The organism is Dysgonomonas sp. 521, assembly GCF_010501055.1.
In the GTDB taxonomy this organism is placed as follows: domain Bacteria; phylum Bacteroidota; class Bacteroidia; order Bacteroidales; family Dysgonomonadaceae; genus Dysgonomonas.
This window is the reverse complement of the sequence record NZ_QVMO01000025.1, coordinates 1-23,517: the sequence shown is the minus strand read 5'-3', so window position 1 is coordinate 23,517 and position 23,517 is coordinate 1. Positions and strand designations below refer to the sequence as shown.

Sequence of the window (23,517 nt, the reverse complement as noted above, 5' to 3'; positions counted from 1 at the left end):
TACAAAATGGAGATACTTATGTCTCAATGTTTCAAAAAAGAACCCTAAGGCGCCAGAGGAGCCTTAGGGTTGTTTTTAATTAGGGTAACTTTTGTTAATACACAGTCCACAGACTGTTTATTAGGGGCATCCAGATTAATTGTATATTCTCTTGTCCCGATATTTTAGTCTACAAATTATAACTTAATTACCATTTTCTTTCCATTATAAGAAACGGTTTTTCTTAAGCCATCTATTGTTACTACATTAAAATTCCGTTCTTTCAGCATGCCTTTAAAATCTCCTTTCCTGTCTTCGATAGTAAACGTGCGTGCGCGGTCGTTCCATTTCATGGCGATTGTACTATACATTCCCTTTTCGTAATTGTAGTTATCATTTTCATCTTCATACAATGTGAACTCACCATTATTGCCCGGATATATCTGTATCTCAAGGTTGTCCCATTTCTTTTCTGTGGCATATTGCACCTCAGGACCTCTTGGTAGAATAGAACCTGCTTTTACATACAGAGGCATGATGTCGATAGGTGTATCTTTCTGAATATATTGTCCGCCGGTTTGTTTCTTGTTTGTCCAGAAGTCGTACCAATCGGAGCCTGCGGGCAAATATACCCGTGTAGATTTCACTGTGCTAAAGTCTTCTACACGGACTGTATCTGAAACCATTTTAGTATACATTGGTTGGGTAACGGGACATACCAATAGCGATTTGCCAAACATATATTGGTTATGGATGTCCCATACATTGCGGTCTTCTGCAAAATCCATTGCCAGTGCTCGCATAAAGCTCGACTGATTTGCGGTTACCTCCCAAGAAGTAGTATAAATATAAGGCAATAAGCTATAACGCAGGTGGATGTATTTTTCAATCGCATCATATACAGGCTCGCCTTTTTTACCAAATTGATAGATTTCTCTTGGAGCACCCTCTCCGTGTGAACGCATCATAGGGCAAAATGCACCGAACTGTACCCAACGGGCATAGAGTTCACGATAATCAGGGTCTTCGAGCATCAGTGGATGTTGCCATAGGAAGAATCCGCCAATGTCGCTATTCCAGTGGGGAATGCCACATAAAGAGAAATTCAATCCGGCGGGTATCTGTTTTTCAAAAACTTCCCACGATGCCGTAATGTCTCCTGTCCATGTATTAGCACCATAACGTTGCTGCCCGGCAAAGGCCGAACGGGTAAGAATAAACACACGTTTATCTGAAGTAACGGCACGTTGGTGGTCATACACTCCGCCTACCGTCATCAAAGGATACGCATTGCGCACCTTTCGGAATGAGCCCAGATAGGTCTGAGTATTATAATCTTCCGGTTTGATATGGAAATGGTCGGGTTCGGTAGAGTCCATCCACCAGCCATCTATGCCAAGTGGCAACAGATTATTATTCAGGTATTTCCAATAGATGTCGCGTGCTTTGGGATTGTACGCATCATAGACGCGTGCTCCCGCAGGATAATCCATATTGGGCGGCCATTTAAATGAGCCGGATTCGGGCCAGGTTGCAAAATTGAACAGCATGTTTTCTTTATCCAATTCGCGATAAGGCTTCGTATGAGGGCCGAAAGACGACCAGATGGAAATAATCATGTGCGCATTCTGGCCATGTATATCTTCCATCATCTTCTTCGGGTCGGGGAACTCTTCATTCAGGAAATCCATTGCGTTCCACAAATAGTTATTACCCCAGTATCTCCAATCCTGAATAATTCCGTCAAGAGGTATTCCCAATTCGCGGTATTTTTGCACTACGCCTACTATTTCTTTCTGGCTTTTGTAGCGTTCTTTGCTTTGCCAGAAGCCATAAGTCCATAGGGGGAACATAGGCACTTCACCTGTTAGATAGCGCATTTGTGCAACCACTCCGTCAGCGTTTCCTCCATACATAAAATAGTAGTCGATACAGTCTCCAACTTCCGACAGGAAAGAGGTTTCCTCCTCATTATCCTTAAAGGTGGTTGGCGAATAGTTATCCCAGAATATACCGTATCCCTTTACGGATTGGAAGAAGGTTATCACGTCTTCCAGGTTATCCTGAATCAGTCGTTTGGTTTGATTACGTTGCGACATTTTGCCGTTTTGCAGTTGCCCAAGTCCGTAAATAGCCTCATCTTTTTCTAAAGTGAACGACTGGTATACGCTAAATGATTTTACTCCGGCATCGTTAATATTATCGAAGCGCACTCCTTTTTCCTGCTCTTCCAAAAGTGATTTTCCGGAAGGAGAAGCAAAAGTTGTCTGTCCTGTTTCCTGATTAAGGTTAACTGTGAGTTGATTACTTTTTATGGTTAATACATTTCCTTTGGATGTGACAGATAATTTTACATTCTCCGGTTTACCAACAACAGACAGGCTTTCTTTGGTATAATTCCATCCTTCGGGAGATTTCAGAATCCTCACTGTAGAAGGTGTAAAAAAACTGATTTCAACACCAGTACCTTGTATTGTGCTTTTTATACCTTGTGTGGTACGCTGATACGTTTGCGCCCCGGCTTGCCCTGCTATAAAAATGGTTGTAAGCATCAGCAAGAGGAACGTTGTAAATAGCTTCTTTTTCATGATTATTTTGATAAAATTTATAAATTCGGCTTAAAATATAAACCATAAGCTACCTTTAACAGGAACCCAGTTCAGTTGCATATTCTTTTGGCCTGAAGGTCCTAACTGTTCCGGTTTCTGAAACTTAGTGCCAATGGCAGGTATAGCGTGCATAAATCCGATATTGGTTTCAGGGAATGCAGGTGCAGTGTTGTCGTTTCCGGCTCCTTCTGCACGTTCGGCTTTTAGCATCTGAAAAAATAGATTCGAATTGGAAGGTATCATGCTGAAAGTTCCTTCGTTCGTATGTAATGCCACAGCCCGACAATCGGCATGGTAACCCTTAAACTCCGGATAATTCCACGATTCACCTGTAACGGTGTTATTATAATCTTTGTACCAACGACCAAAACGGGTTCCTTCCATCCGGTTTTTCCACACGCGATAAGGACCTTCGCCTATCCATTCCATTGCTTTTATTTTCTCTTCTGGGTAATTGAGACCGATACCGAAATAGTCGACTTCTCCTTTTACGTGAAAAGTATAATCGAAACGGGGAGGTTCGTTAGGAGCAAATATCCATCTTACCCATTGACTGTCTTCATACAATGGTTCTACAATGTAGGTATCACCTTCCCGGTAATGTTTCAGCTCTTTCAAGGCATTGGTGGAGGTAACGATAACAGGGCCTCCGTGCAGGGAGATTTGTCCGCTTGGAGTCTCCACTTTTTCGAGGAGTCCGGTACTTTTGCTAAATACCATACGATTTCCGGCATGGGTTATATACAAATGGGTATTGTCTTCTTCGGCGGCGATTTGTCCATCAATGGAAGTTGACAATAATTTATCTTTTATCTTATCCGCTTTACCGATTGGCCAGCTCCATGTATAAATCTCATAGCCCTGCGGGTCGGTTGCGGTGAACGATAAAATATCATGTTGCTTCCAATTTTTGGGTAAGTTTAAAGCTACCTTTTTCCGCTCTCCAGGCTTCAAAAATTGAGGAGAAAGCTTAGCTTCTGTCGCCACCTTCTCAGTGAAACTTCCATCATTAGAAGATTCTATATCAGACAGGCGATACGAGAATGTACAGTCCTCAAGATTTGTAAACATGTATTGGTTTTCAATTAATAAATTACCGTCCCAACCTTCGGGAATAGTACGATTGAGCACTTGCACGGGCGACCATATTTCTTTGATAGCATAGTAGCTTCCTTCTTTTTCACGATAAGGACCTACGATGCCGTCGGGAGCTAAATCACCTTTACAGTCAATACGACCGTTTTGGTCATTGCGAACAACGCCTTCATCAAGCAGAGCCCAAAGAAAGCCTCCGGCTGGTGCGCGGTGTTTCATCATAACATCCCAGAAGTCGCGCAGAGAAGCTGCATTCCCCCCATCGAAAAGACCGTGCATAAATTCGGTGGGAAAATAAACGTCACTATCATAAATAGTGGAATTAACCACGTAGTTGTAATCGGGATAATGCTTAGTATCCGTTCCCCGAAAACGTTCCCAGGGGTGCATCACAAAACGTTGCTGGAGGTCGTAGATGAGGTAGTCATCATCTACGTCTGTATTCCAGCCACCCTCGTTGCCATTTGCCCAAAGTATAATGGAAGGATGGTTACGGTCGCGCTCTACCATCGATTTTACCAGACGGCGTGCCGTGGGGGTATCATATTTTTTTTGCCAACTGCAAAGTTCATTGATAACAAGTAATCCCAATGAGTCACAGATTTCCAGAAAATCTTTATCAGGCGGATAATGAGCCATGCGCACGGCATTCATGTTCATACTTTTGATGAGCAGAGCATCATCCAACGAAATTTTTCGGGAAAGGGTTCGTCCGCTTTCAGGCCAGAAGCAGTGGCGGTTTACACCTTTGAAGATAATACGTTCGCCATTAAGGTAGAAACCGTCATTCTCACGGAATTCTACAGTGCGAAAACCGATTTTCTCACTGACACGGTGGATAAGTCTATCATCTTTTTTTAATTCAGTCACTACCCGATAGAGGTAGGGTTTCTCCTGATTCCAGAGGATTACATTGTCTATTTTTGTGCGGAGGTCTTCTCCGGCAGGAGCAACGATAACATCCGAAACACGTGTGCCATCTAGTTTTTCTACGTACATGGAAATCTGAGCAGATTCGTTATCGGCAGACAGGTACGGGCGAACAGCTATACTGCCATCCATACGGGCATCAATAGCGACAGACTGTATATGCTGCGGGGGCTTTACCTCTAAAAAGACAGGGCGATAAATACCTCCGAAGAGCCAGAAGTCGGTTTGGCGTTCAGCATTATAAATAGTTTTGTTTGCAGGACGCTTGGCTACTTTTACCTCAAGCAGGTTTTTCTCTCCATAATACAGCAGATGGCTGATGTCATAACTGAACTGGTAGAAGCCTCCTTCGTGAACTTCTCCGGCAAGATTGCCGTTAATCTTAACCTCGGTGTCGGTCATAGAACCTTCAAATACAATTTGGACGTTCTGTCCTTGCCAGGCTTTATCTGCCTTAAATGAATATCGGTAGTAGCCTGTTTCGTCCGAGGTTTCGGGTTCTTCCCAGCCGTAATAAAAAGTGCCAAAGCCCTGAGTTTCCCAACAGGAGGGTACAGGAATTTTCGTCCAGTGGTTACTATTTCGACCAGAAGTAATCCTGAAATCCCATTTTTCGGTGTTATCCTTATCTGTACCCGAAAGATAATGTCGAACGGTTTCCTGCGCACAGAGCAACTGTGCAGCTAGGATGAAAGTGATAAAAAGGAGTTTCTTCATAGTTTCTATTTTATGGGTCTGATTGTTATCGTTCTGTTATATTCCTGTACCTGTGCCCGATACGATGGGAACACTCCACGAGCCGTACATCCTACTCCGGTAGTGGCATAGTCCAGATTTACAGTAATTCCATCCTGCTTTTGCAGTTGGTAGGTATACATGGCTTTCGTCAGATTCTCTGTACTGTAAGGATAGACGTTGAAATTGAATAGTTCGTTCATTTCGAATTGCAGGCCTGTTCCGTTATCATTCGTCAGGCGCACCCACCGGATATCGGTTCGTAGTCCATAATCCTGTGGCATGAGGTAGGGTTCGTACAATCCATCTACAGTATTGGCGTAAATGCCTGTGCGGTATCCTGTTTTCCGGTCGGGGTAGTTTTCCTGTGGACCGCGACCATACCATTCTACATGATTGAGGGCATCGTTTACAGTGAGGGTAAGCCCCACACGAGGAAACCAAAGCGGCATTTTGCCTTCCGGCTTCAGGTTGTGGGAGATTTCAATAGTTCCATCACCGTGTATAATGTATTCGTATGTATTGAGTATACCGTTACACTGCACACCTTCGATATAGAGGTCTTTTTTCTCTTTCCCGCCTGTGTTGGTAAGCTCGGCGTTGACAATTTTAATATGCACCTTGCCATGCACTTCCTCGGCGAAGAATGATAGTGGGTATAGGGTGAGGTTGTCGATGCCTGTGGAATACATTTCGGTGGCCAAGGTGTAGCCATAGCCTTTTTTCCAGTAGGGCATGGCCGCATTCCAGGCATTCCAGTTATCAAGCTCGTTGGCAAGCGGGGCACGCCAAAGGTTTAGGCGGATGGGGGATTTCAGTAGCTCTACTCCTTTATATATAAGAGAGGTAAATAATGCATTCTGATGACTGAACGTATAGCGGAAATCTGCACCGGTAACGACAAGGTCGTGCGGGGAGGTTTGGCTCGTGCTGTCCGGTATTTCCATGTGGGCGGAGGTGCTGTTTTGTTTGACTTCGGGGGCAGATGCTTTCCAGGGTAGATTGAATTCATCCCATGCTACTTCGTGTCCGGCTTTGGCCCATAGTTCGTCTTTCTTCAGGAAGGAGCGCACCACTATTCTGTATTCTTTGCCGGGGACGATGGCGGGCTTTCGGTAGGGGATTTCTACTTGCTCGCGCCTCAATGGGGCAATGGGAAGGTTTATGGTTCCGGATTGGATTATTCTATCATCTTCCATCAGTTCTAACCGGATATCATACTGCGAAGCATCCGTAAAATGATTGCGGTTCCAGATTTCGAGAACACCGTTCTCTGCATCGACCATTGAGAAAGACAGCGGCTGAACGCTCTTTTTCATCTGCCACATTTCGGGCTGAATGGTTCTATCCGGCCAGATGCTTCCGTAAGTACGCGCACCTATGCCGTAGCTGTAAAATGTGCCGTTGTCTGTTTCGTTCTCAAAATCCAGCCAGAGATTAGCTTCTTCGGGTCGGAAATCAGATTGTATGGCTTTATCAAAGATACCTACCTCATCCATTAGCGCATCGCAGATATAGACTGAAGTTTCTTGTCCGTGAGCTTCGGCATTGCGCCCAATATTAACAGGAAACGGAAAATTCCGGATATTGCCGGATACTTTTGCCGAGGCTTTCTTTTCACCATCAATATAAATGCCCATTTCGCTACCGTCGTATATTGCAGCTACATGATGCCAGTTATATTCCCAATTATCAGGAAGCGGAGCGTAGATAGAATGCTTTTTGTCTGTATAGAGGTAGAATTCCAGTTTATCTTTTCCGTTTTGCTGGAGTCCGAACTGATAGTTTCCTTTGGTGATGAACGAGCCGCAACTGCTAATGAGCTTACGCGGATAGACTTTGCAAGTAAGCGTTAAAGTATTTCCTGTTAGTTCTACGTTGTCGGAACGATAAACTTCTACCCATTGGTCGTGTCCGTTAAGGTCTAAAACAGTATTTTTTTTATCCTTAACTAGCTGTGCATTACCCATGAGGTGAGCAGGAGTTTGATAAGGAGAACTGTCTTCTACCTTGCGAATTTTTTCCGTCAGACCGGGGCTCACAAAGTCCCAGATAGCTCCGCCCATGAGGCGGGGGTGGCGGTAGATAACATCCCAGTAATCGTCTAATGCTCCTCCACCATTACCGGCTACAGACAGATATTCGTCCATAAATGAGGGACGGCGGTCATTATCCCGGCCTAATCCGACTTGTATTTCCAACTCCATCGGGGTAGGATAGCGTGGCCCGATAATATCCTCCGCAGGATGAGAGTAAGCATTGCCGCCATACATCCAGTGTCGGGTAGCATCAAGCTTTTTACCTTCGTCTATTACATGAGTTATGTTTTCGCCCTCGCCGCTTTCATTTCCGGCACTCCAAAAGAGTATGCAGGGATAGTTACGGTCGCGCAACACCATCTTACGGCAACGGTCACGGTACATAGCCTCATATTCGGGTTTGTCCGAGAGCCACTCGGTAGCGTGGGCTTCGTCACCTACTTCATCTATTACATACAGGCCATATTCGTTAGCCAATTCGAGATATTTATTTACAGGAGGATAGTGCGATGTGCGTACAGCGTTGAAATTGAACTGTTTCAATAATTCAAAATCCTGTCGTATAGTGGCTTCATCTACTACATGTCCCCATTCGGGGTGTTGCATGTGCGAGTTCTGGGCATTTACTTTCAGAGGTACGCCATTGAGATGGAAAACACCGTCTTTAATCTCGGCCTTTTTGAACCCAATAACTGTATTTACATGGTCTTGAAGATTGCCTGCGGCATTGTACAATTCGAGTTGCAGTGTATAAAGTTCAGGAGTTTCGGTAGTCCATTTCGATGGTTTCTCAACAGTGGTACGGAGGGGGATGATCTTATCGGGTGTATTCATATCAAATGGTGCGGCGGCAAATTCCTTCACTGTACTACCGTCTTTACCGGTGAGGCGCGCTTTCAACTGGTAACCTTTGGCTGAGACACTTTTGTAATCTTTCACTTTTACACGGACGTCTAGTTCGGAGTCTGTATAATTGTTGTCGAAATCGGTAATCACTTGCCAGTCGAATATCCTGACAGTAGGAGCGGCATAGAGCGAAACGTCATCGAATATGCCGGCTAAACGCCAATAATCCTGTCCTTCGAGATAATATCCATCGGAGTATTTCAGCACACAAACAGCAAGGGTGTTTTCTCCGGCTTTCAGGTAGGAAGTGATATTGTATTCGGAGGGTTCCTGCGCTCCTTCATTATACCCTACTTGCTGTCCGTTTATCCAGACAAAAGAGGCGGAAGCTACTTTTTCGAAACGAAGAAAAATTTGATTATCGCCTTCCCAATCGGCAGGGATTTTGAAGGTGCGGCGGTAAAGACCTGTCGGATTATAGTCTTTGGGTACATGAGGCGGATTGGCGTGGAAAGGAGCAGCTACGTTACGGAAAAGTTTATCGCCGTAGCCCTGCGTTTCCCAGTTGGAAGGAACGTCTATCTCTTGCCACTTTTTATCCGGATAGTTTGCTTCGAAGAAATTGGCAGGGATACCTTCGGGAGTGTCGCACCAAAAGAATTTCCATTTCCCATTGAGAGAGATATTTTCCTTGGGAATGTAATATGCACGGGCTTCTTCCTGACCTGCCTCAAAAACGATTGGATTTTCTATATAATAGGATAGGTCTTCAAGAAAAGATTTGTGTTGGGCATATAGCGTAACATACATAAACAGAGAAAAGAGTAATAAAGATTTTTTTTTCATGATATACTTGGTATGTAGGATAATATGTAGACTAATATCACAAAAATAAAATAAATAATCTCTTGGTGCAGTAGAAAATGTTTTAGATAAGCGGATGTTATCAAAAGCGCCTCTATTATGAAACAAAAATTCCCTTGTGGTTTTCTGTAAGATATCCACATACAAAACATACGGGACTAACAAAGCAAATTGTATATTCTACCTTTGTAAGGTGATAAATTCCGTAATGTATGAACTAAAAATCCTCATGAAAAAACCTGAAAATATGATGAAAAAACATGTGATTCTGTATTTGCTATCTCTGCTATCTGTTTTGTTGGCATTGCAAAGCTGTGATAAAAATAGTGCTAAAGAACCGGCAAGGAAAATTAGCCTCTTCAATTCCGAATGGAAGTTTATTTTAAGAGACGATCCCAGCGCCTCAACAGAGAGCTTTAATGATAGCTCTTGGCGGGTACTCAACCTTCCGCACGATTGGAGTATCGAAGCGGATTTTTCTGAAAACAATCCAGCTACTCCCGGAGGAGGCGCGCTACCTGGTGGAATTGGTTGGTATCGCAAAACATTTACAGTAGATACTGCCGACAAAGGCAAGCAGACTTTCATTGATTTTGATGGCGTATACTGGAACAGTTCCGTATGGATAAACGGAAACTTGCTTGGTGAAAGACCCAGCGGTTATATATCTTTCAGATACGACCTTACTCCATATCTTAAATACGGACAAGAGAATACGATAGCTGTAAGGGTAGATAATTCCAAACAACCCAATTCGCGATGGTACAGTGGTTCAGGTATATATCGTAATGTAAGGCTTGTAACGGTCGATCCGCTGCACATTGCCCACTGGGGTACATACGTCACTACTGAAAATGTATCGGCAGAATCGGCAGAAGTAAATCTACGGTTGACGCTTGAGAACAACAGTAAAGAAATGCGAAGTGCAGAGCTGATATCTGTTATCACTGATGCCGGGGGTAAGGTAAAAGCTGAAATAAACAGTAAGGTGACTGTTTCGAAAGAAGAAAAAATGGAAACCGTGCAGGTCATGAAATTGGAAAAGCCCATGTTGTGGTCGGATACCCGTCCATACATGTATAATATTACTACACAGGTTATTGAAGAAGGAAAGGTAATTGACGAATACGATACTCCGTTGGGAGTTCGTTCCTTTGAGTTCGACCGTGCGAAAGGATTTATATTGAATGGAGAGCCTGTGAAAATAAAAGGAGTATGCCAGCATCACGACCTCGGATGTCTGGGTGCCGCTGTGAATGAACGAGCTTTGGAACGTCAACTTCAAATATTGAAAGATATGGGATGCAACGGTATACGCACTGCACATAATCCACCTGCGCCCGAGTTGCTCGACCTTTGCGACCGCATGGGCTTTATTGTCCAGAACGAGGCTTTCGATATGTGGCACAAGCGTAAATCTCAGGAGGACTATTCGCAGTTCTTTGCAGAATGGCACGAACGCGACCTGACGGATTTCATCCTGCGCGACCGCAATCATCCTTCCATTTTTATGTGGAGCATCGGCAACGAGGTTCTGGAGCAATGGGTACACATGGATGTAGATACTCTCGACCTCCAGCAGGCCAATATCCTGTTCAACTTCGCCAAAAGTATGAACAAAAACGAGCACTCGGATGACTTGCATGCCAACGCCCTGCTTACCATCAAACTGGCCGATATGGTAAAGGAACTCGACCCTACCCGCCCTGTGACTTCGGGCAACCAGGAGCCGCGTCCCTACAATAATCTTTTTAAGTCGGGTGCAATGGATATTTACGGCTTCAACTATAACGATGACCTTTGGGGCAAACTTCCCGAAATGTATCCGGGACAGAAATACATTATCACGGAATCTACCTCTGCATTGATGACACGCGGACATTACGAAATGCCTTCTGACCACGTGTTCATACGTCCCGAACGTTGGGATCTTCCATACGAGAATCCGGGTAACCAATGCTCTGCTTACGACAACAGCCGCACTCCTTGGGGAACTACTCACGAACGCACCTGGCAGCTTGTTAAAAAGTACGGTTTCCTTTCGGGCATGTATGTCTGGACAGGCTTCGACTATTTGGGCGAACCCACTCCGTATTGGTGGCCTTCACGCAGTTCGTATTTCGGTATTATTGATCTGGCAGGCTTTCCGAAAGATGTATATTATATGTATCAGAGCGAATGGTCAGACAAAACCGTACTACACCTTTTCCCTCATTGGAACTGGGAGGCAGGACAGACGGTAGATGTGTGGGCATACTATAATCAGGCCGATGAAGTGGAGTTATACCTGAATGGCAAATCGCTGGGTAAACGTTCTAGAAAGGGCGATGAGATGAAAGTATGGTGGCGCGTTCCTTATCAGGCAGGTACGCTGAAAGCCGTCTCTCGCAAAGGTGGAAAAGAAGTTCTTACACGCGAAATCAAAACTGCGGGCAGCCCCGTTGAGCTTCGCCTCACTGCCGACCGCCAAACTTTGACTGCCGATGGAACAGACCTATCATTCATCACTGTGGAAGCAGTGGATGCCGATGGTTACCCTGTGCCTGTAGCCGATAATATGGTTAACTTCAGTATCGAAGGTAGTGGCTTTATTGCCGGTACGGACAATGGGGACCCTACTAATCATCATTCCCTCAAAAAGCCTTCGCGGTCGTTGTTTAACGGAAAGGCGTTGGTAGTAGTGCAATCAGACGGAAAGAAAGGTGATATCAGCCTGACAGCTACGGCTACCGGACTAAAAAGTACAACGATTAACATTAAATGCAAATAACTAAAAACTCAAATATCATGAAACGCTTCTTTTTACAAGCATTCTTATTCATTTTCCTTACTATTCCCAGCCTCGGGCAAAAAGGTTATAATAATCCTGTAATACCGGGATTTTATCCCGACCCCAGCGTATGCAATGTAGGTGACGACTATTATCTGGTAAACAGCACGTTCGAATATTTTCCCGGAGTACCCATTTTCCATAGTAAAGACCTTGTCAACTGGAAACAAATCGGGAATTGTCTCACTCGTGAGTCGCAACTCAACCTGAAAAGCTGTGCTCCCTCGGGCGGCATATATGCTCCTGTTATACGTTATCATGAAGGTACTTTCTATATGATAACAACTAATGTGTGCGACAAAGGTAACTTCATCGTATACACCGAAGACCCTGCCGGAGAATGGTCAGAACCTGTATGGTTGGAGCAAGGAGGTATTGATCCTTCTCTCTATTTCGAGGATGGAAAATGCTATATGCTTTCTATCCCTGACCGGATTACCCTGTGCGAAATCGACCCGAAAACAGGAAAACAACTAACTCCTTCCAAACCCATTTGGGGTGGTACAGGCGGACGTTATCCCGAAGCACCTCACATCTACAAAAAAGATGGCTGGTACTATCTGCTTATTGCCGAAGGAGGAACAGAATATGGACATAAGATAACGATCGCACGCAGCCGCAAAATAGATGGCCCTTACGATTCCAATCCTGCCAACCCAATTATGACACATATTAATGAGAATGCACAAATGAACCCCATACAGGCAGTCGGGCACGGCGATTTTGTACAGGCTCACGATGGCAGTTGGTGGATGGTGTTCCTTGGCTTCCGTCCACAATCGGGGCTGCATCACATGCTCGGAAGAGAGACTTTCTTGGTACCTGTGAGGTGGGACAAAAACGCTTGGCCTGTAATTAATGGTGACGGTACAGCGCAACTGGAAATGGATTGCGAAACTCTTCCGCTGAAACCGCATGCTTCGGCTCCTGTCCGTACCAATTTTGATACGCCGAAACTGGGATTGGAATGGAACTACCTCTATAACCCGATAATGTCAAACTACTCGCTTTCAGAACGCAAAGGACATCTACGGCTGAAAACTACGACCGTACAATTAGATGACAAAGGCGTTACTCCTACTTTCGTTGGCCGTAGGCAACAACACATCAACTGTACAGCTACTACAGCCATCGAACTCGATAATGCATCACCAAATGATGAAGGGGGTATCACCGTATATATGACCAACGAACACCGCTACGACCTGTTTGTTCGTCAGGGAGATAAAGACAAACAAATCATTACTTTGCGTTATCGCCTGGGCAATATGAAACACATTGAAAAAGAGATAGAACTGCCAAAAGGTAAGTTTTATTTACGGGTAGGGGGCAGTAACGATTTCTACAGCTTCTCCTATTCTACAGATAATAAGACATTCAATCCATTAGGAAAAATGAATGTACGCTATATAAGCAGCGAAACCGTAGGAGGATTCACAGGAATCTATTTTGCGCTTTATGCAGCTTCGCAGAAGGCTTCGAAAGGAGTGGCAGATTTTGAGTGGTTTGATTACTCATATTAATATATAAAAATGAAAAAATTATCTATCTACATATTATTTATTAGCCTGTTCATGGCACATGCAGGAGCGCAAAGTCAGCAAACTCCCATCTATTTGGATGACTCCAAGTCAATGGAAGCACGTATAGAAGACGCTTTGTCGAGAATGACTTTGGAAGAAAAAATAGCGATGATACACGCCCAGTCCAATTTCACCACACCCGGTGTTCCCCGGTTGGGTATTCCCGAAATAATGATGACTGACGGGCCTCACGGTGTAAACAAGGAGTTGGAATGGAATAGCTGGAACAGCGCAGGATGGACAAATGATGCTGCTACGGCTTTCCCTGCCATGACTTGTCTGGCTGCAACGTTCAATCCGGAGTTATCCTATAAATATGGGGAAGCAATAGGAGAAGAGGCTCGCTACAGAAAAAAAGATGTATTGTTAGGTCCTGCATTTAACATATATCGAACTCCTGCCAACGGCAGAAACTTTGAATATATGGGCGAAGACCCTTTCCTTGTATCTAAAATGGTACCAGCCTATGTAAAGGGTGTGCAGAAGAACGGAGTAGCTGCCTGCATCAAACATTATGCCTTGAACAATCAGGAAACATGGCGAGGACATATTGATGTGGAGGTTTCAGACCGCGCATTGTATGAAATCTACCTGCCGGGATTTAAAGCCGGCATACTCGAAGGAAAAGCATGGGCCATAATGGGTTCTTACAATAAATACAGAGGGCAATACTGTACGCACAATAAACGATTGAATAACGACATCCTCAAAGGAGAATGGCAGTTCGATGGTGTATTGATTTCTGACTGGGGAAGTACGCACGATACGGACGAAGCCGCCCTCAACGGTCTTGACATCGAAATGGGGACATGGACGGATGGTCTTACTACAGGTGAAAAATTTGCATTCAACAGGTATTATCTGGCAGATCCTTATTTGAAGAAAATACAAGCCGGACAGCTTCCTGTTTCTAGTCTTGATGATAAGGTCAGGCGGATATTACGTCTAAACCTTCGTACCAACATGGACAGGAACAAACCTTATGGCAGCTTTACTACGAAAGAACACTACGATGTAGCGCGAGAAGTGGGTGAACAAGGTATTGTATTATTGAAAAACAACAATAACTTCTTCCCTATCCCAAAAGGACGTTATAATAAAATCGTGGTTATCGGTGAGAATGCCTCCCGCAGATTAAGCACAGGCGGAGGGTCATCGAATGTAAAAGTAAGTAAAGAAATCACTCCATTGGAGGGATTGATAGAAAAATATGGAGCCGATAAAATATTTTACACTATGGGATATGGCTCCGGGCCAACATCTTACGGATTTGCTACGCCATCTCCCTACAATGCCGATTCATTAAAACGTGAAGCTCTGGCTCTGGCTAAGGATGCAGATGTGGTACTCTACATTGGAGGATTGAATAAGAATTTCAATCAGGATTGTGAGTCGGGTGACCGCCTTTCCTATGGCCTACCTTTCGGACAAGACGAACTGATTGACGATTTATTGAAAGTAAATAAAAATACGGGGATCATTCTTATCAGCGGAAACGGTGTGGCCATGCCGTGGTTGGATAAAATTCCGGCACTCATGCAGTCATGGTATCTCGGTTCGGAAACAGGAAGTGCTACCGCCAATGTGATTTCGGGAGAGGCAAATCCTTCGGGAAGATTACCATTCAGTATCCCAAAACGTTGGGAGGATAACGGAGCCATGTCATTTGGCACGATGTCTTATCCGGGCGACAGTATCCGTCAGGTGTATATGGAAGATATTCTGGTAGGCTATCGCTGGCACGATACCAAAAAGATTCCCGCATTGTTTCCATTCGGCTACGGTTTGTCATACACCACTTTTGAGTACGGAAAAGCAGTTACCGACCAAAAGGAATATACTAACGGGGATGTAATCAAGGTATCTGTTCCTCTTCAAAATAAAGGCTCTAAAGACGGGTTTGAAGTTGTACAGGTATATGCTTCACAACAGAAGCCATCGTTGCCTCGTCCGGCCAAAGAACTGAAAGGTTTCCAAAAGGTATTCCTGAAGGCAGGCGAAAGTAAAACTGTTGATATAGCCATCCCAGTGAAAGATCTGGCCTATTTCGATGACAAGGCACAGGAATGGATAGTAGAGAAAGATAAATTTACGCTACACTGTGCAGCTTCTTCGACAGACATCAAAAGTTCAATAATTATTAACATTAAATAATGATATGAAAAAGATTTTATTCATTTGTTTAGCCTGCATAAGTATCAGTATAATATCTCAAAACAAAATAGTTATGAAAAGATATAGCATATTCTGCTTCCTCCTTCTTCAACTATTTTGCTTGTCGGCTCTACAGGCCGAAATCCGCTTGCCTGCTGTCTTTACAGACCATATGGTATTGCAGCGAAATTCGGAAGTAACGCTTTGGGGATGGGGCACTCCAAGCGAACATATTAATATCATGCCCGAATGGCTGAATGGTGATACGATAAAGACCCAAGTTACCAATATGGGTAAATGGTCTGCACGCATCCGGACTGTAGAAGCAGGTGGCCCGTACAAAATTCGCATCAGCGGCTCTTCGGAAGTCACACTATCAGACGTGATGCTGGGAGAAGTTTGGCTATGTAGCGGTCAGTCCAATATGGAATGGAGTGTAAATCATGGCATACAGAATGGCGATGAAGAAGCACAGAATGCGAACTTTCCCAATCTCCGCATTTTTCACCTTCCACAGATAGGGGCTTCTACCCCTCAGGAAAATTGTTTCTCGAAATGGACACGCTGTACTCCCGAAACCATGCGCCAATCCAGTGCTATCGGTTATTTCTTCGGACGAAATATAAGTGAAGAACTTAACGTGCCTGTCGGGATTATCGTTGCCGCTTGGGGAGGTACTCCCGCCGAAGTGTGGACGCCGCGTGAGAATGTAATGTCAGACCCTGTAGTGGCCGATGATTTTTATGGTGCTTCCCAGTGGTGGCCTGCAGAGCCGGGAGCGTTATACAACAGTATGATTCGTCCGGTTATGCCTTACGAAATAGCCGGATGTATCTGGTACCAGGGAGAGGCGAACCATCCGTATGCCGATTCTTATGCCCGTTTGATGCAACGATTGATTAGTTCATGGCGCACAGGTTTTAATAAAGAGATTCCTTTTTATCTTGTTCAGATAGCTCCATTCACATACCAATCCACAGATAACGGTCCGGCACGGTTGCGCGAACAACAAGCAATGCTTCCCAGAATGATGCATAAGGTGAAAATGATAACTGTATCCGATTTGGTGGAAAATGTGCAGGATATACATCCACGAGATAAAAGAGGGGCAGGTTTACGACTCTCTTATCTGGCTCTGGACGATACATATGGCAAGTTTGTTGGAGACTATGAAAGTCCTGTTTTTAAGGAAGCCTATCAAAAAGAAGATAAGATATTTATTACATTCGATGGTGTGAAGAAAGGCTTAATTATTAAAGGCAGTAAAATAGAAGGATTGAAAATATCGGGAGATGACGGTATATGGAAAGAGGCTACAGGGAAAATAGAGGGGGATAAATTAGTTGTTTCAACAGATGGATTACAATCCACAAAAGTGAATATTCGTTATTGCTTTGATGATGACAGTATCGGAAATTTGTTTTCTACAGAAGGGATTCCGGTAGTGGCTTTCCGTACAAATTGAATATTTATGTGAATCAGTATTTCGTTTTGTTTAAATTATGTGTTCTTTTATTTTTTATTCTGCGCGCAATCACAGATTGCTTGCCTTACTTTTGGCCGAAGCTCCAAAAGTAAGCAAAAAAGCATTGCGCCCCGCTTCGCCGTACGACCCACCATCGGCTTGTCGGCTGAATGAAGTGATAATGGATTCATCGTTCTACAGATTGGCAGATGATGCATAAAAGCGCCCGCACTTCATTCTACGCCGCCTGCACCGGGTGGGTACCCCGTACGCTTGCTAACGGCGCTGACTGACGCCTGATTTGCAGGGTTTATCCTCTGTCTTGACGTTGCGTCGCGACTCCGTGCATCTGTTCCGCAGGCGGGGCACCCACCCGGTGCAGTCGGCGTGAAACGGGATGTTGTCCGAGCCGCAGGCGAGTTTCGTCCCGTTTAGCCGGCCAGCCGTTGGTGGGTCGCCGAGGGACAAAGCACTAGCCTTTTGCTTCCTTTTGGGCAATGCCAAAAGAAGGGACAAGCCCGGGAGGGCGCGGCAGTCAGGAACTGCGACTAAAGTATTTAACCTAAGATAGTATTTATGCAAAAAGTTAAAGAACGATTATATTAAACACATTTTTACCGACTGACCGACATTGGAAACAATTAGCAGTTAGCAGTTAGCAGTTAGCAGTCATCAGTCATCAGTCATCAGTCAACAACTCATTATTTATAACTCACTTCTTATTGCCCGATGTAAACAGCCTGCTCCAGCGTATTCCGCTAAAGAAATTCTTGTCCTTGTCGAGAGATAGCCATATAAACAAAGGTTTACCTACGATGTGGTCTTCCGGTACGAATCCCCATACACGCGAATCGGCCGAGTTGTCTCTGTTGTCGCCCATCATAAAGTAATAGTCGAACTTGAATGTATAAGAGTCGGCCTGTTGCCCGTTGATATAGATTTTCCCGTCTTTGTACTCAAAACTGTTGTGCTCGTAGTTCTTTATGCAACGGGTATAAGCCGCGACCTTATAATCAACGTCTGTATCGAATTTGATGGTTTCTCCTTTTTTAGGTATCCATAATGCATGAAAATCTCCCGGTTCGGTCTGGCCGTCGTAAGTTATAGGATAGATGGTAGGCTGAATAAAGCGTTGTCCGCCCACTTTGTTTGCCAGTTTATAAAATTGATTTTGAGGGATAACTTTTTCTACAAATGGCTTTTGTTTCATTTTATCAGCCATTTCCTTTGTCATATTGATGTTCATGTATAAAAGTCCGGGATTGCCGTTTTTCGCATCCGGGAATATTCTCCTTACATACGACAAACTGTCCAGTTCCCTCAGATCCTGAAACATCCCTATTTTTCTTTTATCCTCATTGCTTAATCCGAGCTCATCGAATACAGCGGAAGAAATGTCCGTCCCGTCTGTTTGTACGCAATATAACAACTGCATTTTCTCAGGGCTTTGTATCGGGTTGCCGTTTATATATACGGTATCGCTAACGATTGACAACACATCTCCCGGAAGTCCGATGCAACGTTTCACGTAATTTTCGCGCCTGTCTACCGGGCGGTACAGTATTTCCCCGTATGTATTCCGGTCGCGCCATACGGCATCCCTTCCGGCATCTTTACACAATACATAATAGTCGACCTCCTGAATTTTTGAGGCCACGGTGTCGCCCGACGGATAGTTGAAAACAACTATGTCGTTCCTCTCTATATGCCCTGTACCTTTAAATCGCTGGTATTCCAGTTGAGGCTTATCGAGGTACGACTTAAACCCGAAAAACGGGAAAGTATGCTGCATCAGAGGCATCGAAAACGGCGTCATTGGCGAACGCGCCCCATAGCTCAGTTTGCTCACGCACAGGAAATCCCCAACCAAAAGTGATTTTTCAAGCGATGAAGAAGGTATCTGGTAATTCTGGAAGAAGAATGTATTGATGAAGTAAACTCCTACGAGGGCAAAAAGAATGGCATCTACCCAGTCGAGTACGTTTTTTACCTGTTTATTCTTGGCATTGCGCCATCCGCCCCAGGGGATAAATTTAGTGATGTAGATGTCGATAAAAATGGGAATCAGGATCAGGACAGCCCAGTATCCGGTCCAGATAACAAATGAGATGCAACAGATACAAGCAACAATGGCATATATCCATTGCTTTGTGCCGGGTTTACGTCTTTCCCTTTTATTCGTTTGGTTTGATGTACTCTTTTCCATATGTCAGTTTAAAATTTCAGCATGTCTTTCATTCCTAAAAATCCTTTTTTACCTTTTGTGAATTCGGCGGCAAGTACTGCCCCAAGCGCGAATCCTATACGGCTTTTAGCATCGTGTTTGATACTGATGATATCGGCTTGTGATTCATATATTACTTCGTGTATGCCCGGAACTTCCCCTTCACGGATGCAATGGATGGCAAGGTCGGTCTCTTTTTCTTGTGTTTCCAGATTCCACCTGTCCTTTCTGTCAACCTCTTTTATCAGGTCTTCAGCCAGTGTGATGGCTGTACCGCTGGGAGCGTCAAGCTTGTGGATATGGTGCGTTTCCTCCATTCTTACATCATAGTCCGGATAGTTGTTCATAATCTTTGCCAGATATTTATTCAAAGCGAAAAATATATTTACACCGAGGCTGTAATTAGATGCATAAAAAAATGTTTTCCCTTGTTCCGCACAGGCTTTTTTCACCTCTTCCAGATGCTCAAGCCAGCCTGTGGTACCTGCAACTACAGGGACATTGGCCGCGAAGCATTTACGGTAATTATTTATAGCACTGTCGGGCATGGAAAATTCTATTGCCACATCGGCGCTCCTAAATGACGGAGATTCAAATTCATCCGGATTGTTGACATCAATGATCGAAACAATTTTATGACCTCTCTGCAGGGCGATCTTCTCTATTTCATGCCCCATTTTTCCATATCCTATAAGCGCTATATTCATTCTGTGTATTGGTTAATAAGTAACTAAAGCATGCAAATATACATAAAAACTTATTTCTTTAAGATTCGGTTATCAATTTATACCTGATTATTAGTCTATTTTATATCGCGAAGATTACAGCTTGTAAGAAATATAAACATAATTTATTAAAATTTTTCATTCCAATGATTTTCCGTACAAAAGTGAATTGTGCCTGTTAATGATTTATTTTAAGTAATTAAAAATATTTACTGCCGCATGTCATCCCGACCGTAGGGAAGGATCCCGATCCTAAAAAGAGACACGGGATGCTTCCTTCAGCATCCAATGGTCACCGGAGTGCAGCGTATGTAAATACGACAATAAATAAAACGACTGATGAAATTGAACGAATAAAATCTAAACAGGCTCTAAACAATATCGTTTCGTATGGCGTTTATAGATAAACATAAAAAATATAGAGATGGAAAACTATGAACTTATAGATAATATCGGGAAAAATCAATACGAGTTTCATGTAGGGAACTATATACCTAAAGTGGAGTATATCAAGACGAATAACGGCGAGATATACCTGACCCACACCGAGGTTCCGGTAGCCCTCGAAGGAAGAGGTATAGGCAGCCAGTTGGCGGAGAAAGTGCTGGCCGATATAGAAAAGAAAGAGTTGCGGCTAATTCCACTTTGCCCCTTTATAGCAGGGTATATAAAAAAGCATCCCGACTGGAGGCGTATTGTAATGAGGGGGATAAACTTCTAGGCTCTTACTTAAAGAAACAGATTGGCCAGAAGTCGTTATTGCTTTAATTTTTACTGATTATTTATATAAAACGAAGAAAATGGAAAAGATTGTAGAATATACAAATGGGGAACTGACCATTGTATGGAAACCGGAAATTTGTCAGCATGCAGGTATATGCGTAAAGATGCTGCCGGAGGTTTATCATCCGAAAGAAAGGCCTTGGGTAAAACCTGAGAACGCTACTACCGAACAGCTAATCGCTCAGATTACGAAATGTCCGTCGGGTGCATTAAGTTACAGGATGAATAACGAAAAAAGAGATTGAATTGACTTTACATTTATATATTTCCGGGAAATGGTCGTTTCTGTTATAGTAACGGCCATTTCTCTTTTCGGTATGCTTTATTTTTTTGACTGTCCGTTTAAATTTAACTGTTTGTCGCAATAAATTAAAACCTTTCTAGTTTTAAATTGTTAGTTAAATACCGAGCAGGGTAAAATGAAAGGTAAAGAAAAAAAATCCGACCCTTAAACCTTTTGGTTTTACCGGAGTCATAGAATTTAATTAATTTAAAAAATAGAAAGAAAAATGAAGAAGTTTACAAAAACAGTGCTAGCACTATTCGCAATGAGCCTGATAATGTCTTTTGCCGGCATCGTAAATGCCCAAAACAAACAAGAACTGGAGAAGGCGCTGGAGCCGTTCCCTAAGGCAGCGGAAGGTATGGTAAGACATGTTATAGAATTGAAGAAAAAGTCGGATGAATCTTTGTTTAAAGTTGAGATTGTACCCGGAAAAGTAATGAGCGTAGATTGCAACAAGCATCGATTGATGGGAAAGATTGAAGAAAAAGATCTGCAAGGATGGGGATATACTTATTATGAATTTACATCTAATGGCCAGACTACATCTACAATGATGGCATGCAATAAGCCAAATGAGAATAAATTCGTTTCGGGGCAAACATTGTTGGTCAGGTATAACAGTAAATTACCGATTGTAATTTATGCTCCTCAGGGCTACGAAATAAAATACAGAATCTGGAAAGCTGGTAAAGATCAGTCTTCGGATGTGAAATAATTATATTAGCCTGTATTGATATTATTATCAATCAAAGATATTGAATGAGGGTATAACCGGGTTATATCCTCATTTCGTTTATATTATATGCGAATTGATGGTTGATAATTCAACTCTCGATTCACATGTTAGCCCGCCCGGTATTATACATATAAGGGCAGGCTGACCCTGCCCCTTGCAAAGCTGTCAATAATGTAATTGTTTAAAAATAAAATCAGGCAGATTGCTATTTTTTCAATAATCCCGTATTTTCCAAACTGGCATACCGTCCCGCAATGATACCGTTTCTGTCAATAACAAACATCGTTGGCGTAGCCATGATACCGTAGTTCTTGAAATTATTCCCACTAAAGCCTTTGAAATCACATAGCTTGTCTTTCCACAGAAAATTACGGGAGTTAAAGTCATATGTTCTTTTATCTACATCGGCCGAAACCGTAATTATACGCACTCCTTTTTTTAACAGTTGGGGATAATGAAGAATTATTTCTTCAAGTTCACTTTCGCAGCTGCCGCATCCCGATTCATAGAATATGACCAGCGATGTACCCCCGTCTCTATTCCTCATCTCCACCCCTTCTATTTCAGGTGCAGGATTTCCGGTACGTGTACGGTATTCCGTGTGTATCCACTGCATATAATTGTCATGCAGGTTGATTTCCGTTCCGTTTTGGGCAATGTATGACATCATACTGTCTTTAGCTATATTCCAATCAAGGCCTTCGCAAGCTCTGTAGAGGCTTTCGAACAAGGCCGAACGCACAGGTTCTTGTACCTTTGCTGTGAGTTGAGCTACTTCTTTGGCATAATTCACCTCCTCTTCTTTTTGAGAAGCTGTTCCGGCATCGAACAGGTTTATATACAGGCTGGTTGTCATCGACCAGAAATCACGGGATGTATAAAGAGCCTGCCAGTCCATATCTTTGTGCAAGTACGCCCTTACTTGTGCTATCTGTTGTGGATTGTGCGTATCGTTTGCTGACATTAGAATGTTTGAAAACACCATAATCTGTATCAAACTGGCGGCATAAGACGAACTTTCATTAATCTGCTTGTCGATAATGACAGACTGTTCCTGAATAGACTTGAATTCTTCCGTTAACAGCCTGTAAAGTTCTGTCTCCGGTTTGTTTAGTTGAAGCCCGTTTTGTATCCATGCCATACGGGTCATATTCTCACTTTTCTCAGCAAAGAAACGGTATAGCAATTCATTTTCCCGGGAATCGGGAAAACGGACATTATCTTTACTGATGTACTCCATGTCAGATTCTACTTTAACCAGGGGCTCTCCACCAATAAATTCAGTAGAACCAAAATCAGGAACGATAAGTTGTACAATTCCCTTATATCCGTCAGGCAGGCGTAAACTTCCTTTTCCGGCTGTGTCTAACATTGTAGATAATGTATCGGAGCGGCTTCCGTGAAAATACGCAATCTTAGCTTCTTTACCCGCCATATAAGGAAGCGAAAGTTCAACCTGCTGCGCAGAAATGCCAAAAGAATAAAAAAGCAGCATGAATAAGAAAATATTTTTCCTCATAGATATTTATTTTTATAAGTCAGGGCAACCGCATCAAATTTTCAATAGTTTCCTGAGATATTGAGTATCCAACGCAGCTTTATATAGCCTCTTTTTAATACTCAACTTGTCTTTC

Annotated in this window: 14 protein-coding genes; 8 read left to right on the top strand and 6 right to left on the bottom strand. The window is 43.4% G+C overall.

The features are described 5' to 3' along the window. Positions 1-176: 176 nt before the first annotated feature. From D0T84_RS09160 to D0T84_RS09150, 3 genes are all read right to left on the bottom strand, one after another. Positions 177-2,531: a glycoside hydrolase family 31 protein gene (locus tag D0T84_RS09160; RefSeq protein WP_255495287.1), complete on the bottom strand. Its 2,355-nt coding sequence runs from the start codon at positions 2,529-2,531 to the stop codon at positions 177-179. 66 nt (positions 2,532-2,597) lie between these two features. Beyond that, positions 2,598-5,330, bottom strand: coding sequence for a glycoside hydrolase family 2 protein (locus D0T84_RS09155; RefSeq protein ID WP_163307579.1), 2,733 nt, complete (start codon positions 5,328-5,330; stop codon positions 2,598-2,600). A 5-nt stretch (positions 5,331-5,335) separates the two neighbouring features. Further along, positions 5,336-9,079: a glycoside hydrolase family 2 TIM barrel-domain containing protein gene (locus tag D0T84_RS09150; protein WP_163307578.1), complete on the bottom strand. Its 3,744-nt coding sequence runs from the start codon at positions 9,077-9,079 to the stop codon at positions 5,336-5,338. 268 nt (positions 9,080-9,347) lie between these two features. On the opposite strand from D0T84_RS09150, the gene D0T84_RS09145 reads away from it, so the two are divergent. From D0T84_RS09145 to D0T84_RS09125, 5 genes are all read left to right on the top strand, one after another. After that, entirely contained in the window at positions 9,348-11,867 is a 2,520-nt protein-coding gene (locus D0T84_RS09145; protein WP_163307606.1) for a sugar-binding domain-containing protein, read from the top strand. Between the two features lie 17 nt (positions 11,868-11,884). Further along, entirely contained in the window at positions 11,885-13,450 is a 1,566-nt protein-coding gene (locus D0T84_RS09140; protein ID WP_163307577.1) for a glycoside hydrolase family 43 protein, read from the top strand. A 9-nt stretch (positions 13,451-13,459) separates the two neighbouring features. After that, positions 13,460-15,664, top strand: a complete 2,205-nt coding sequence (locus tag D0T84_RS09135) for a glycoside hydrolase family 3 protein (protein WP_163307576.1) — start codon at positions 13,460-13,462, stop codon at positions 15,662-15,664. Positions 15,665-15,737: 73 nt separating this feature from the next. Further along, positions 15,738-17,129, top strand: coding sequence for a sialate O-acetylesterase (locus D0T84_RS09130; RefSeq protein WP_163307575.1), 1,392 nt, complete (start codon positions 15,738-15,740; stop codon positions 17,127-17,129). A 37-nt stretch (positions 17,130-17,166) separates the two neighbouring features. Then, on the top strand, positions 17,167-17,349 hold the full coding sequence (locus D0T84_RS09125; RefSeq protein WP_163307574.1) for a hypothetical protein: 183 nt from the start codon (positions 17,167-17,169) through the stop codon (positions 17,347-17,349). A 492-nt stretch (positions 17,350-17,841) separates the two neighbouring features. Here the strand turns inward: D0T84_RS09125 and lepB are convergent, their stop codons facing one another. Together lepB and dapB are read right to left on the bottom strand one after the other, a co-directional pair. Then, positions 17,842-19,335 (bottom strand): signal peptidase I, encoded by a 1,494-nt coding sequence (lepB, locus tag D0T84_RS09120; protein ID WP_163307573.1) that lies wholly within the window; start codon positions 19,333-19,335, stop codon positions 17,842-17,844. Positions 19,336-19,343: 8 nt separating this feature from the next. Then, complete coding sequence (gene dapB / locus D0T84_RS09115; protein WP_163307572.1) at positions 19,344-20,060, bottom strand: 4-hydroxy-tetrahydrodipicolinate reductase; 717 nt, start codon at positions 20,058-20,060, stop codon at positions 19,344-19,346. Positions 20,061-20,502: 442 nt separating this feature from the next. Between dapB and D0T84_RS09110 the strand changes: the two genes are divergently transcribed. From D0T84_RS09110 to eco, 3 genes are all read left to right on the top strand, one after another. Continuing rightward, positions 20,503-20,799 carry a GNAT family N-acetyltransferase gene (locus D0T84_RS09110; RefSeq protein WP_163307571.1) on the top strand — a complete coding sequence of 99 codons (297 nt, stop codon included), beginning with the start codon at positions 20,503-20,505 and terminating at the stop codon, positions 20,797-20,799. Between the two features lie 79 nt (positions 20,800-20,878). Then, positions 20,879-21,106: a (4Fe-4S)-binding protein gene (locus D0T84_RS09105; protein ID WP_163307570.1), complete on the top strand. Its 228-nt coding sequence runs from the start codon at positions 20,879-20,881 to the stop codon at positions 21,104-21,106. Between the two features lie 264 nt (positions 21,107-21,370). Continuing rightward, positions 21,371-21,862: a serine protease inhibitor ecotin gene (gene eco / locus D0T84_RS09100; RefSeq protein ID WP_163307569.1), complete on the top strand. Its 492-nt coding sequence runs from the start codon at positions 21,371-21,373 to the stop codon at positions 21,860-21,862. A gap of 226 nt (positions 21,863-22,088) precedes the next feature. Here the strand turns inward: eco and D0T84_RS09095 are convergent, their stop codons facing one another. After that, on the bottom strand, positions 22,089-23,402 hold the full coding sequence (locus D0T84_RS09095) for a peroxiredoxin (RefSeq protein ID WP_163307568.1): 1,314 nt from the start codon (positions 23,400-23,402) through the stop codon (positions 22,089-22,091). Between the last annotated feature and the right edge of the window lie 115 nt (positions 23,403-23,517).